10 protein-coding genes are annotated in these 14,100 nt (G+C 72.3%); 9 read left to right on the top strand and 1 reads right to left on the bottom strand.

Translation table 11 applies throughout. From position 1 onward, the window contains the following. Positions 1-67: 67 nt before the first annotated feature. The 8 genes from ACNYS0_RS00525 to ACNYS0_RS00490 all read left to right on the top strand — a co-directional run bounded on the left by ACNYS0_RS00525 (position 68) and on the right by ACNYS0_RS00490 (position 11,340). Positions 68-1,399 (top strand): ABC transporter substrate-binding protein, encoded by a 1,332-nt coding sequence (locus tag ACNYS0_RS00525; RefSeq protein WP_422470600.1) that lies wholly within the window; start codon positions 68-70, stop codon positions 1,397-1,399. Further along, entirely contained in the window at positions 1,396-2,376 is a 981-nt protein-coding gene (locus ACNYS0_RS00520; protein WP_422470599.1) for a carbohydrate ABC transporter permease, read from the top strand. The genes ACNYS0_RS00525 and ACNYS0_RS00520 overlap by 4 nt, the downstream gene beginning before the upstream one ends. Before the next feature lie 29 nt (positions 2,377-2,405). Beyond that, the gene (locus ACNYS0_RS00515; protein ID WP_422470598.1) at positions 2,406-3,218 is read left to right on the top strand and encodes a carbohydrate ABC transporter permease; all 813 of its coding nucleotides are present in this window, start codon (positions 2,406-2,408) and stop codon (positions 3,216-3,218) included. A 36-nt stretch (positions 3,219-3,254) separates the two neighbouring features. Beyond that, positions 3,255-6,425 (top strand): glycoside hydrolase family 38 N-terminal domain-containing protein, encoded by a 3,171-nt coding sequence (locus ACNYS0_RS00510; protein WP_422470597.1) that lies wholly within the window; start codon positions 3,255-3,257, stop codon positions 6,423-6,425. A gap of 39 nt (positions 6,426-6,464) precedes the next feature. Further along, positions 6,465-8,135 (top strand): class I mannose-6-phosphate isomerase, encoded by a 1,671-nt coding sequence (locus ACNYS0_RS00505; protein WP_422470596.1) that lies wholly within the window; start codon positions 6,465-6,467, stop codon positions 8,133-8,135. Continuing rightward, complete coding sequence (locus tag ACNYS0_RS00500) at positions 8,132-9,061, top strand: ROK family protein (RefSeq protein WP_422470595.1); 930 nt, start codon at positions 8,132-8,134, stop codon at positions 9,059-9,061. The genes ACNYS0_RS00505 and ACNYS0_RS00500 overlap by 4 nt, the downstream gene beginning before the upstream one ends. A gap of 68 nt (positions 9,062-9,129) precedes the next feature. After that, positions 9,130-10,125: a LacI family DNA-binding transcriptional regulator gene (locus tag ACNYS0_RS00495; protein WP_422482394.1), complete on the top strand. Its 996-nt coding sequence runs from the start codon at positions 9,130-9,132 to the stop codon at positions 10,123-10,125. A gap of 39 nt (positions 10,126-10,164) precedes the next feature. After that, positions 10,165-11,340: a damage-control phosphatase ARMT1 family protein gene (locus tag ACNYS0_RS00490; RefSeq protein ID WP_422470594.1), complete on the top strand. Its 1,176-nt coding sequence runs from the start codon at positions 10,165-10,167 to the stop codon at positions 11,338-11,340. Between the two features lie 9 nt (positions 11,341-11,349). Here ACNYS0_RS00490 and ACNYS0_RS00485 read toward each other — a convergent pair whose 3' ends face one another. Beyond that, complete coding sequence (locus ACNYS0_RS00485; RefSeq protein ID WP_422470593.1) at positions 11,350-12,732, bottom strand: sugar porter family MFS transporter; 1,383 nt, start codon at positions 12,730-12,732, stop codon at positions 11,350-11,352. 135 nt (positions 12,733-12,867) lie between these two features. Between ACNYS0_RS00485 and ACNYS0_RS00480 the strand changes: the two genes are divergently transcribed. Further along, entirely contained in the window at positions 12,868-14,049 is a 1,182-nt protein-coding gene (locus ACNYS0_RS00480) for an ROK family transcriptional regulator (protein ID WP_422470592.1), read from the top strand. The last annotated feature ends 51 nt before the right edge of the window (positions 14,050-14,100 follow it).

The raw sequence follows: 14,100 nt of genomic DNA, 5'->3' as shown, positions 1-14,100 counted from the left end.
GCGCCATGCTCCCGGCATCGCGTGTTATCGATAACACGATCTTGAGCCCGCCTGAGGGAGCCGCCCCATGACAGGCCGTCAACCGTCCAACGGTCCCGCTCGTCCAGCCGCGCAGCCCGCCAGGCGCGCCGTCCTGCGGGCGGCCACAGCCGGCGCCGTCGCCACCGCCTCGGCGCCGCTCCTCACGGCGTGCGGCACCGCTTCCGGCCAGCCTCCCGGGAAGGTGGCCCTGCACGGGGACAACCAGACGTGGGCGCCGCCGATCAAGGCGGCAGGCGAGGCGATGCGCAAGGTCGACGGCATCCGGCTCGTGCCCGAGGTCATCCCCTCCCTGGAGTCCTTCGAGCAGGTCGTCAAGTCCTCGCTGCGCACCAACAAGACCCCGGACATGCTCAAGTACTGGTCCGGCTACCGGCTCCAGGACCTCGCCCGCACCGGCGGCATCGAGGACCTGTCCGACCACTGGGCGGGCGCCGTCCGCAGGGGCTGGGCCGACCCGGCGCTGCGTCCCGCGCTCAGCCACCGCGGCCGCGTCTACGGACTGCCGATGAACCTCGCCTACTACGTGTTCTTCTACAACCCGGAGGTCTTCCGGGCCAACGGCCTGAAGAAGCCGGAGACCTGGGACGAGTTCCTGCACGCCGCCGACCGCCTCAAGCGCGCGGGCATCACCCCGCTGCACGCGACGACGGCCGGCCGGTGGCCCGCGTTCATCTGGTTCCAGGAGATCCTCACCCGGCAGAACCCGCGGTTCTACGAGGACCTGCTGAACGGCCGCGCCCGCTACACCGACGAGCCCGCCCGGCAGGCCATGCGCACCATCGGATCCTTCGCGGACAAACACTGGTTCACGTCGCTTGACATGGACCACTCCACGGCCGCCGCCGGTGTGCTGCACGGCAAGGTCGGCATGGTGGCCTGCGGCTCCTGGCTCCTCGGAACCTTCGCGGGCGTCGGCGGCAAGCCCGGCAAGAACGTCGACGCGTTCGTGCTGCCGATGCAGAACACCCGCGTCCGCCCCGCTGTCGTCTTCGAGACCAGCGCCCTGGTGTGCACGGTCCGCGGACCCGACCGCGCGGAGGCGCTGCGCGCCGCGGGCGCCTGGACCCATCCCCAGGTCATGAAGGCCTTCTCGCACGCCCTGGGGGACGGCTGCCCCAACCCGGCCGTCCCGCCCGCGAACGTGACGATCGACGGTGTCACCCGCACCGTGCGCGAGACGAAGGCCCGCAAGCTCAACCGCTTCTGGGAGCTGGGCCCGCCCGAACTCGTCGAGTCCACCGTCGACGACCTCGCCGCCGCCCTCATCAACCCGTCCTCGTACCGGTCGGTGCTGCGGACGATGCAGGGCCGCGCCGACGAGGCATGGCCGGTGTGGCGGGAGGCGGAGGCGGCATGACCGAGACCGTGCGCACGACCGCACCCGTCGAAGCCACCAGGATGACACCACCCCGCCGCCGGATCCCCACCCGCACACCGCACCAGGCGGGCGGCGGCCGCAAGGGCACGGGCCGGCTCGGCGGGCCGCTCGCCGGGGTCCCGTGGGCGATGCCCGCCCTGCTCTTCGTGGGTGTGCTCCTCGTCTACCCGTTCCTGCGCAGCATCTACGGCAGCTTCTTCGAGGACAACGGCTTCACCAGCCACTTCACGGGCCTCGACAACTTCACGCGGCTCGCCGACGACCCCATCTTCGGCCGTTCGCTGCTCAACACCCTGATGTGGGTGGTGGGCACCCTGCTGCTCCCGGTCCTCGCGGGACTCGCCATCGCCGTGGCCACCCACCGGATGCGCTTCGGGCTGATCGCGCAGACCGTCATCGTGCTGCCGTACGCGGTCTCGGGCGCCGCGACCGCCGTGCTGTGGAAGTTCATCCTCACCTCGGAGGGCTCCCTCAACCAGGTCCTCGACGCCGTCGGACTCGGCTCCCTCGGCCAGGCCTGGCTCCTTCAGTGGCCGCAGAACACCCTCTCCATGATCGTGGCCAGCACCTGGCAGGCCACCGGGCTCAACGTCGTCCTCTTCGCCATCGGCCTGCGCGCCATCCCGCGCGAGACCGTCGAGGCCGCCGAGCTCGACGGGGCGCGCGGCTGGCGGATGTTCCGGCACATCACCCTGCCCCAACTGCGGTCCGTGACCGTGGTGGTGGTCGGCATGGCCATCGTCAACAGCCTCAAGGCCTTCGACATGATCTGGGTCCTCACCCAGGGCGGCCCGGCCCGCTCCTCCGAGACCCTCGCACTGACCATGTACCGCGAGGCGTTCCGGCTCTTCCACATCGGCTACGGCTCCGCGATCGCCCTCGTCCTGTCCGTCATCGTCGTCGCGTCCTCGTGGCTGTATCTGCGCCGCCAGATGCCCGAGACGTCCGCGCGCTGACCCGAGCCGTCCGACAAGGAGTGACACCCGTGGGAAAGACCTTCCGCAATCTCTTCGTCGCCGGCTGCGTGGTGCTCTGGCTGGTCCCGCTGTACCTGCTGGTCGTGAACGCGCTGACCCCCGTCGCCTCGTACAGCGGCAACGCGGAATGGACGCCGAACGGCTTCGCGCTGTGGGACAACCTCGTGACCGCCTGGAGCGACGCCGGTATCGGCCAGAGCTTCGCAGGCTCCCTCCTGTACGCGGTGGTGTGCGGCGCTGCCGCCGTGCTCGTCGCCGCCATGGCCGCCTTCGCCGTGGTCGTGCTGCCCATCCCGAGGCCCACGTTCTGGTTCTGGCTCATCTACTCCGGGACCCTCTTTCCGTTGCAGATGTTCCTCGTCCCGCTGTTCGGCATGTACGCCGACGGGAACCTCTACGACACCCGGCTCGGCCTCATGCTGATCTACGTGGCGTGGTCGATCCCCTTCGCCTTCTTCCTCATCCGCAACCAGATGACCACGATGCCGCCCGAGGTCACCGAGGCCGCGATGATCGACGGTGCCTCGTTCCGGCGGATCTTCTGGCGCATCCATGTGCCGCTGATGGGCTCCAGCCTCGCGGCCGCGTTCATCTTCCAGTTCACCGCCGTCTGGAACGACCTGCTGTTCGGCATCACCCTCAGCCGCACCCCCGACGTGCAGCCGGTGATGGCCGCACTCACCAGCCTCAACAACGCCTACGCCTCGTCCGGGCCGCCCGTCATCCTGGCAGGCGCGCTCATCGTCTCGCTGCCCACCCTCGTCGTCTTCCTCACCTTCCGCGGCCTGTTCCTGCGCGGTGTCACCGCCGCCACCCGCTGAACCCCCGCACCCGCACCCAGAGTTGGAGAAGTCCGCATGACCACACGGGCCCTCGTCCGCACCACCGACTGGGACAACGACCGCATCCGGGAGAGCCTGCGCGGCTCCGTCGTGAGCGCCGAAGGCAGCCTGTCCGGCAGTCCTTTGCGGCTCACCGTCGAGCCCCTCATGCGCCGCGCGGAGGGCGGCGGACTGTTGCAGTCGCTGCGCGTGGAGGCGGTGAACGGCGGCGCGATCCCGGCCGAACTCACCGTCCGCACCGAGTCAGGTACAGCACTGCCCGCCGAGCGCATCTCCGGGCCCAACGGCTCCGTGCGCCTGCTGCTGCCCGCCGTCGACACCGCGCAGCGGGTCACCCTGGTGTCATCGGGCCAGGGTGGCATCGACGTCACCCTCACCCCGCAGCGCGAGTGGACCATCCACCTCGTGCATCACTCGCACCTCGACATCGGCTACACCGACCCGCAGGGCAAGGTCCTCGCCGAACACCTCTCGTTCCTCGACTCCTGCCTGGAACTGACGCGGGCCACCGACGACTGGGAGCCCGAGTCCCGGTTCCGTTGGTGTGTCGAGTCCCTGCTCTCCTTCCAGCAGTGGGCCGAGGCCCGCCCCGCCGAGCAGGTCGAGGAGTTCGTGCGCCGGGTGCGGGAGGGCCGCATCGAGCTGACCGCCCTGCCGTTCAACCTGCACAGCGAGACCTGCTCCACCGACGAGCTGCACGAACTGCTGCGCCTGGCCCACCAGGTGCGCGACGAACACGGCGTCGAGTTCACCTCGGCCATGCAGACCGATGTGCCCGGCCACGTCGTCGGCATGGTCGACGCGCTGAGCGCCGCGGGCGTCACGTACCTGTCCGTGGCGCACAACTGGGCCGGCCGCTCCGTGCCCCACCTGGTCGGCGGGGAGAAGCTGCCACGCCTGTTCCGCTGGCAGGCGCCCAGCGGCAACAGCGTGCTCGTCTGGATGACCGACACCCCGCACGGCCTCGCCTATATGGAGGGCCCGCTGCTCGGCTTCGACACCGACTACTCCTCGGTGGACGATCTGCTGCCCGCCTACCTCACCTCGCTCGCCTCCCACCCCTACCCGTACCGCGGTGGTGTCTTCGGCTGGGCCATGGACGAGCGGGAGATCAAACGTGAGCCGTACCCGTGGGACATCCTGCACCTGCGCGTGCAGGGCAAGTTCGGTGACAACGCGCCGCCGCGCCGCATCATCGCGGAGACGGTGCGCCGCTGGAACCAGACCTGGGCCTACCCGCAGCTGCGCCTGTCCCGCAACGAGGACTTCTTCACCGACGCCGAGAACCGGCTCGGCGACGAGATCCAGACCTTCGAGGGCGACTGGACGGACTGGTGGGTCGACGGCGTCGGCTCCGGTGCCCACCCGCTGTCCATGGCCCGCACCGCCCAGTCCGTCGTCGCCGACGCGCAGACATTGGGCACCTTCGCGGGCGTCCTCGGCGCCTCGGGAGCGGCCGACGACACACGTGACTCGGCCGGTGTGTACGAGGCGGTGTCCCTCTTCGACGAGCACACCTGGGGCGCGGGCGACCCCTGGACCCACGGCCACGACCACGGCCACTCCGGCGAGCAGCAGTGGCACTGGAAGTACGGCCAGGCCGTCCGCGCCCGCGACGACGGCCAGTCCCTCCTCAACCGCGCGAACGCCCGCCTCGGCCAGCGCCTCGCCCGGCCCGCGAACACCCCGGCCGCGTACCACGTGGTGAACACCTGCTCCTGGCCGCGCACCGAGGTCGCCGAGATCTTCCTGCCCGAGTCCAGCGTCCCGCTCGACACGGCAGTGACCGTCCACGACGCGCGCACCGGCGCCGAGTTGGCGCACGAGGAGCGCCCCCAGGTCAACGAGGAGCACCGCGACGCGGGCCGCTTCCTCCTCGTCCGTGTCGACGACGTACCCGCCGCCGGCTCCGTACGAGTCGACATCCGCGCCGCCGACACCTCGGGGGGCTCCGGGCAGGAGAGCACCGCCGTCAAGGCGGCCACCGGCTGGAACTCCACCGGCGGCAGCGAGCGCGAGAACCCCGCCGACACCGCCGCCGCGGCCCACGCGCACCCGGACCCGCTGCTCCTGGAGAACGAGCACCTCGCCGTCCGCGTCGACCTGGCCCGCGCCTGCATCGCCTCCGTGATCGACAAGACGACCGGCCGCGAACTCGTCCGCGCCGACGCCATCACCGGCTTCAACGCCTACATCCACGACAGCTACACCACGTCCGGAGGCTTCAACCACAACTCCAGCCGCACCACCGCCTCCGACCGACTGGAACACCTCGGCAACCGCTCCGTGGCCCCGCCCGCCGCGCTCATCGCCCGCCGCACCACGGCCACCGCCGAGACCCTCACCTACGAGACCCGGCCGCCGGGCGCCAACCGGGTGCGCACCACGCTCACCCTGCCGCACGGCATCGGCCGCCTCGACATCGAGAACCAGGTCGACAAGGACGCCACCCTCGGCAAGGAGAGCGCCTACTTCGCGTTCCCCTTCGCCTTCGAGACACCCACCGTGCGCATGGAGGCCACGGGCGGCGCGACCGGCACCGACCTCCCCGTCGTCCCCGGCTCCGCCCTGCACATGCGGGCCGTGCGCCGCTGGGTGACGCTCCAGGAGGGCGACCTCGCCGTCGGCTGGGCCACGCAGGACGCACCGCTCGTCCAGTTCGGCAACATCGCCCTGCCGTACGCGCCGTTCCCGAAGACGATGGACCACGACGAACCCGCCACCGTCCATTCGTGGATCCACAACAACCTGTGGGACACCAACTTCCCCAGCGAGCAGGCCTTCGAGTTCACCTTCCGGTACTCGCTGTCCTGCGCCACCGGTGCCGACGTCGCGGGACTCGGCCCGCGCACCGCAGCCGGTACCTCGCGCCCGCTGCACGCGGTGCGGGCCCGCGGCGCGGTCAGTGCGGACGCCGCCGACCAGCTGGCCTTCGCGACCGTCGGCGACCCGCGTGTACGGCTCGTGGGCGCCACCACCCCGGACGCCGAAGGAGCCGTGCTGCTGCGCCTCCAGTCCTTCGCCGAGGAGCCCGTCGCCTGCCCGGTGCGCGCGCTGTTCCCCGTCGCCTCGGCGCGAGTGGCCGACTACCACGGACGGGCCGGGGAGGAGCTGGCTGCGGCGGACGGCGAGGTGACGGTCGACGTCCCCGCGTTCGGCACCATCGCCGTGCTGTTCCGGCGCTGACGACGGCGACACCGCGCACCTCTGCGTAAAGGAGACCCTGTGTACCGGCACGACCCGCGCTACGCCCCCGCTCCCGACACCGTGCTCGCCGCCGGGTGGGAGCGGGTGGCGGCCCAACTCCCTTCGGCACCCGCCGTACTGGCGATCGACGGATCGCCGTCCGCCGCCTGGGACGCGCTCGCCGCACACCTGTCGGGCGCGACCCTCGTCGACGTACGGAACCACTACGCGCCACCCGTACGGCTCCGCGCCCGCGTCGGCCACCCGGAGGGCGCGGACGACCCCTACTTCCGCAAGCTCGCCGAGAACCCGCTCGACGACCTCTTCGACGCGGTGCCCACACCCGAAGCGCCCACCGGGGGAGTCCTCGTCGTGTACGGTCCCGGCGCCGCGCTCGTCGAGCACGACCTGCTCTGGTACGCCGACGTGCCCAAGCGGCACGCGGAGGCGGCCACGGTCGCGGGCACCACAGGTGCCAATCTCGGCCTCCCGCACGAGAGGCCCGACCTGCGGCGGCTGTTCTACACCGACTGGCCCATGCTCGACCGGCACCGCGACACCCTCGCCCCCCGCATCGACGGCTGGCTCGACCTCCAGGACCCCGGCAACCCGACCTGGCTCGACGGCCCCGGCCTCCGCGCGACCTGCGCCGCACTCGCCCGACAGCCCGTGCGCACCCGGCCGTTCTTCAACTCGACGCCCTGGGGCGGGCATTGGGCACAGCGTGAACTCGGCTTCAACCCCGACGCCCGCAATACGGCGCTCGGCTATGAACTCATCGCCCCCGAGGCGGGCATCCTCGTCGGGACAGGGCCGCAGGCGCAGGTCGAGGTGCCGTTCCAGCTGATGTGCGCACTGGAGCCGGAGCGTGTCCTCGGCGCGGAGGTGCACGCCCGCTTCGGCACCTCGTTCCCGATCCGCTTCGACTACCTCGACACCGTCGGCGGAGGCAACCTCTCGCTGCACTGCCACCCCCGAGAGACGTACATGCGCGAGAAATTCGGCTGGCACTACACCCAGCACGAGACCTACTACATGACCATCGGCAGCCCCGACACCAAGGTGTTCCTCGGCCTGCGCGAGGACGCCGACGTCGACGCCTTCCGCAAGCAGGTCGAGGCGGCGGCCACCCAGGGCACACCCATGGACATCGAGGACCACGTCCACGCCTTCCCCGCCGAACAGGGCCAGTTGTTCCTCATCCCCGCCGGCACCCCGCACGCCAGTGGCGCGGGCAACCTGGTCCTGGAGATCAGCGCCACCCCGTACCTGTACAGCCTGCGCTTCTACGACTGGCTCAGGCCCGACGCCGACGGCAACCCGCGCCCCCTCCCGTACGAGCACGGTCTCGCCAATCTCGACACCACCCGGCGCGGCGAGGCCGTCGCCCGAGACCTCGTGCAGCAGCCGCGCACCGTGCGTGAGGGGAACGGCTGGCGCGAGGAGGTCATCGGCGCGCTCGACGAGATGTTCTACGAGGTCAGGAGGTACGTGCTCGACGCGGGCACCGCGGCCGACGACGACACCGCGGGGCGCTTCCACGTCCTCAACGTGGCGGAGGGCGACGGCGTGACCCTGCACACCGAGGCCGGTGACACCCACGAGCTGGCCCACGCGGAGACACTCACCGTGCCCGCCGCCGTCGGCCGCTACCGGCTGCGGGCCGCCGACGGAGGTCCCGTACGGGTCGTGAAGGCGCTCGTCCGGTGATCCCGGTCATCGAGGCCGGCGGCACCCATGTCACCGCCGGCCTCGTCGACCCGGCCGACGGCAGGATCGAGCGGCGCACCCACCGGCCGCTCGATCCGGGCGCCCGCGCCGAGGACATCCTCGGCGCGGTGTGCCGCTGCGCCGACGCGCTGGACACGCCCGCAGGCACCACCTGGGGAATGGCCCTGCCCGGCCCCTTCGACTACGCGCGCGGCATCGGACTCTTCGCGGGCGTCGGCAAGTTCGAGGCGCTCTACGGGGTGGACGTGCGGGCCGCGCTGCTCGACGGCATGGCACGGCGGCCGGGCGGCATCGTCTTCCTCAACGACGCGCACGCGTTCCTGCTGGGGGAGTGCTCGGTGGGAGCCGGTGTCGGACACACCCGTGTCGTGGGCATCACCCTCGGCACCGGGGTCGGCTCCGCATTCCTCGCGGACGGCCGCATCCTGCACCAGGGACCGGGAGTTCCGCCCGAGGGGCGCATGGACCTGACGACCGTCGACGGGAGACCGCTGGAGGAGTCCGTGTCCCGCCGCGCCCTCCTGGCGCGATACGGCGACCCGGCAGCCGATGTGCGCGACATCGCCGAACGGGCCCGCGCCGGGGAGCGCTCCGCCCGACGCGTCCTGGACGAGGCGTTCGGCACCCTGGGCGCCGTCCTCGGCCCGCGCCTCGCCGCGTTCGAGGCGACCGCCCTCGTCGTCGGCGGCTCGATGGCCGGCTCCTGGGACCTGGTCGCACCGGCCCTGCACACGGGGCTCGCCAAGGGCGGCTGGACACCGGACAAGGCCGACGTGAGCGGACGGCCTCCCGCGCGGCATACTCGTGCGATGCGCCCCGCCGCCCTCGCCGGTGACGCGGCGCTGCTGGGCGCGGCGCGCGCGGTCGCGGCCCGGCACACGAACCGAACAGGGCCGGGGTGGTAGCGGCCACCCAGACGGGCAAGGGGAAGACATTGGGCACGTCCGGCGCCGCCAAGGATCCGCGTCCCACGGTGCGGGACGTCGCACAGCGGGCACGGGTCAGCGCCATGACGGTCTCGCGTGTGCTGCGCGACGACCCGAAGGTGCTGCCCGCCACCGCGGAGCGAGTACGCACGGCGGCGGCCGAACTCGGCTACCGGCGCAACGAGATGGCGCGCAGCCTGCGCCTGGGCAGCGGCACCGGACTCGTCGGACTCGTCGTCACCAACCTGGCCAACCCCTTCTACTCCCGGCTCGCCCTCGGCGTCGACGCCGTCCTCGGCGGGCACGGCCTGAAGACCGTCATCGGCAACACGGGACACGACCTCGACAGCGAACGCGATCTCGTCGAGGACCTGGTGGCCCGGCGCGTCGACGGCATCATCGCGGTGCCCGCCGACGACGACCAGCGCCACCTCGCCGCCGCCGCGGCCGGTGGTGTGCCCGTCGTCGTCGCGAGCCGGCCCCCGAACGGATTCGACGCCGACTGCGTCCTCGTCGACGACCACGGCGGGGCCCGCACCGTCACCCGGGAACTCCTCGGCGCCGGGCACCGCCGCATCGGCTTCCTCGGCTCCCCACCCGCCGTGTACACGGGCGCGGAACGTCTGCGCGGCTTCACCGACGCGCTCACCGAGGCGGGCGTCGAGCGCGCGCCGCACTACGTACGCCTCGGGCAGCAGCAGACCGCCGAGGCGACGCGCGCCGCCGCCGATCTGCTGGCCCTGCCCGAGCCGCCGACCGCCCTGTTCTGCTCCAACAACCGCAACACCATCGGAGCCTTCCGCGCCATCAGAGCCGCCGGCGCCCCCACCGCCCTCGCGGGTTTCGACGACTTCGAACTCGCCGACGTCCTCGGTCTGCCGCTGACCATCGCCGCGTACGACAGCGACGAACTCGGCAAGGAGGCGGGCCGGTTGCTCGTCTCGCGGCTCGACGAGCGGGCCGCGGCAGGCGGCAAGCAGGGCAACACTCCGGCCGCCGCGCGGCGCGCCGTGGTGCCGACGACCCTCGTCCGCTACGGATAGGGTCGAAGGCCCGCCCCACCACGCAGGAGCCCGCCACCGATGCCCGACACCCCGCAGGCCCCCGTCATCCACGGCAACGTTCCCGGCTCCTTCGCGCGGAGCGTCCTCGCCGAGCGGCATCCCGCGCTCATCGAGAAGGTGCGTGCCGCGTTCCCGTACGGACCGGCGCAGCACCGCGCCCTGGACGCGCTGCTGCGGAACACGGCGGACGGCGTGATCGAGCCGCTGGGCGAGGGGGCGCACGACCGTGGGCGCTGGGACGCGTGGGGGAGCGAATGGTTCGGGGTGTCGTGGTTCGACGCGCCGTTCCTGTGGGCCGAGAGCTACTTCTACCGCCAACTCCTCGACGCCGTGGGCTACTTCACGCAGGGGCCCTGGCGGGGCGTCGACCCCTTCCAGCCGTTCAAGCGGGCCGAGCTCGACAGCCCCGAGACCGACGCCGAGCTGGGCGCGGTCGACTGGCTCGCCTCCGTGTCCCTGGCCGAACAGGAGCGCGGGCTGCTGCTCGGGTCCCTCTGGGGCAACCGCGCCGACCTCGGCTTCCGCGTGACCGCCGATGGGGCTGAACCGGGCGCGGACACCCAGCTCGTCGCCGACGACTCCGAGGCGTTCTGGGCCGCGCTGCCGCGGGGCGGCGGCGCCTCGATCAGCCTCGTCGCGGACAACGCGGGGCGTGAACTCCTCGCCGACCTGCTGCTCGTCGACCACCTGCTCGCGCACGGGCGCGCGGCCCGCGTGACCGTGCAGCTCAAGCCGTACCCGTACTACGTCTCGGACGCCATGACGGCCGATGTCGTCGACTGCGTGCGGCGGCTGCACCGGGCCGGCGGCGCGGCGGCCGAGGCCGGCGGCCGGATCTGGGCCGCGCTGGGGGACGGCCGGATCGCCCTGCGCGCCCACTCCTTCTCCTGCGCGCCGCTGCCCTACGTGGACATGCCCGACGACCTGCGCGCCGAGTTCGCCGCCACGACGCTCACCGTGCTCAAGGGAGACCTCAACTACCGGCGCCTGGTGGGGGACCGCATGTGGGAGCCCACCACGCCGTTCGCCGACCGCACCGCCTACTGGCCGACCCCCGTGGTCGCGCTGCGCACACTCAAGTGCGACGTGATCACGGGCATCGACGCGGCCACCCGAGACGCGCTGGACGCCGCCGAACCGCACCAGAAGTGGCGGGTCAGCGGCGCCCACGCGCTCGTACAGGCGCGCATGTGACGTGACGGCTCAGGCCGCGGCCCGCTCCAGCGTCTCCAGCGAGCGGCCCGCCGTCTCCCGGACGAACGCCACCGTGAACGCGAACGCGAGGACGCAGATCCCCGCGAAGAGCGCGAAGGCGGCGCCCGCCCCGGCCGTGAGGAGCACCGGGAAGACCAGCGAGACGGCGAAGTTCGCCGCCCAGTTGGTCCCCGAGCCGACACTCACACCGACGCTGCGCACCCGCAGCGGGAACAGCTCCGGCAGCATCACCCACAGCAGCGGCGCCCAGCTCAGCGAGTAGGCAACCTTGAAGACGGCGAGGCTCGCGACGGCCGCGACCTGGCCGAGCGTCTGGTGCAGCAGCCCGAGCGAGAACACCGCGCACAGCGTGCTCATGCTGACGATCATCAGGACGAGCCCGGTGAGCAGCAGCGGTTTGCGGCCGACCCGGTCGACCAGGCGTCCGGTCAGATACGTGGTCACGATGGAGAGAACGCCGAGGCCGACGCTGTTGAGCAGCGCGGCGGAGTCCCCGAAACCGGCCGCCTTCAGAATCGTCGGCGCGTAGAAGACGATCGTGTTCGAGCCGATGACCTGCTGGATCACCGCCATCGCGACCGCGATGCAGAGGCCGCGCCGCACCCGGCGGTCGGCGAACAGCTCCCGCACGCGGCCCCCGCGCTCGTGCGGGCCGTTCGCGGCGGCGCGGATGTCCGCGAGTTCGGCGTCGGCCTCCTCCTCGGTGTGCAGACGAAGGAGCACGGTGCGGGCCTCGTCCCCGCGGCCGTGCGCGACGAGCCATCGAGGTGTCTCCGGCTGCGTCCACATCCCCGCGAACAGCACGGCGGCCGGCACGATCGCGAGACCGAGCATCCAGCGCCAGGCGCCCGCGTCGGACAGCAGGTAGGAGATGAGGTACGACACGAAGATGCCGACCGCGATCATCATCTGGTTGAGCGTCGACACCCGGCCACGGATGGCGGTGGGGGCCAGCTCGGAGAGATAGCTGGGGATCACGGACGAGGACAGGCCGACGGCCACACCCGTGAGGACGCGAAACGCGATCAGGATCCAGGGGCCCGTGGCCACCGCCATGCCCAGCGCGCCCGCGCCGAACACCACGGCCGTGCCGAGCATGACCGGACGGCGACCCCAGCGGTCCGTGGCGGGCCCCGCCGCGCAGCAGCCCGCGATGGCACCGATCATGAGCGAGCTGACGAACGCGCCCTGCATCCAGGCGCTCAGGCCCAGGTCGCGGGTGAGGAACAGCTGGGCACCCGCCACGATCCCCATGTCGTACCCGGACAGCAGACCGCCGAAGGCACCGCAGAGATAGAGCAGAAGCGTGCGGCGTGAACGGACGTCCGCGCCCGGTGCGTCGGACACCGAGGTCCGGGTGACGGCAGGCATGACGAGCTCCCTTGCTGGTCGGCTCCGCATCATTAGCGTCAACACTCCGACGAAAATCAAGGGGTATCGACCAGCGGTTTTGATTTCTGTCGTGAGTCTTGACGAAAATGCGGGGGCCGGGGGAGTATCCGACCCATGGCAGTGGTCAAGAACCCCACCGTGCTGCGCCAGTTGCGGTACGGGAACGTGGAGCGGGTCCTCCAAGTGCTGCGCAGGCAGGGCCCCAGCAGCAGGGCCGACGTGGCCACCGCCACGGGACTCTCGCGCACCACGCTCTCCGGCATCGTCGGGCAGTTGCTCGCCGACGGCGTCGTGACGGAGGAGCCCGCGGGCCCGCCTTCGGGCCGTGGCCGCCCGGTGCACCGGCTCACGCTCAACCCGCGCTCCGCCCAGGCGGTCGGCATCGAGGTGGGCCGCGAGCGCATCACGGTCGCCATCGCCAACGCGGCGCACGAGGTCACCGCCTTCGCGGGCACCCACCACGCACCCCGCTCCGGAGCACGTGAGCAGGCGGCCGCCGCCCTCGACCTGCTGCGCGAGCTCGCCGCCCGCGAGGGCATCGACCTCGCGGGACTCGGCGGCGTCGGCATCGGCACCCCGGGCCCCGGAGACACCACGGACCGCAGACAGACCGTCGCCGACGCCGTCTCCGAAGCGCTCGACGTGCCGGTGCTCGCCGACAACAACACACGGCTCGCCGCGCTCGGCGAGGCCATCTGGGGCGCGGCCCGCGGCGCGGGCGACGCCCTGCACCTCACGCTCTCGTACGGCATCGGCGGCGGGCTCGTCGCCGGCGGACTGCTGTTCCGCGGTGCGCAGGGCGCGGCGGGCGAGCTCGGACACATCAGCGTCGACGCCGAAGGGCCGCGCTGCTGGTGCGGAGGCCACGGCTGCCTGGAGCAGGTCGCCGCCGTGCCCGCGCTGCTGCGGGCGGCCGGGCGGCGCAGCTGGGAACGGTTCACGGAGGCGTTCGCGGCGGGCGCGGACACCGAGCGCGCGGTCGTCGAACGCGCCGCGCTCGCCGTCGGCCGCGCGCTCGCCGCCGCGTCCAGCACCGCCAACCCGCGCCGCATCGTGCTCGGCGGCGAGGTCGCCGACCTTGGCCCGGTCTTCCTCCGCCCCGTCGAGGACGCCTTCCGCCGCTACACCGCGACCCGCGTCCACCACGGCGTGGAACTCGTGCAGGGCGTGCTCGGCGAGCGCTCCGGCGCGCTCGGCGCACTCGCCCTCGTCTTCCACGAGTCACCGCTCCTGGCGGGGTACGCGACGGCCGAGGCGGCGGCACCCGAGGAGGACGCCGCCACCCACGCCTCGTAGCAGCCGCCCTGAACCGACACACCCCCTCGTACGATCCGAAAGGCACCGCCG

This window comes from Streptomyces anthophorae (assembly GCF_049310305.1).
Classification (GTDB): domain Bacteria; phylum Actinomycetota; class Actinomycetes; order Streptomycetales; family Streptomycetaceae; genus Streptomyces.
The sequence above is the reverse complement of the archived record's forward strand: the minus strand, read 5'-3'. Positions and strand labels throughout refer to the sequence as shown.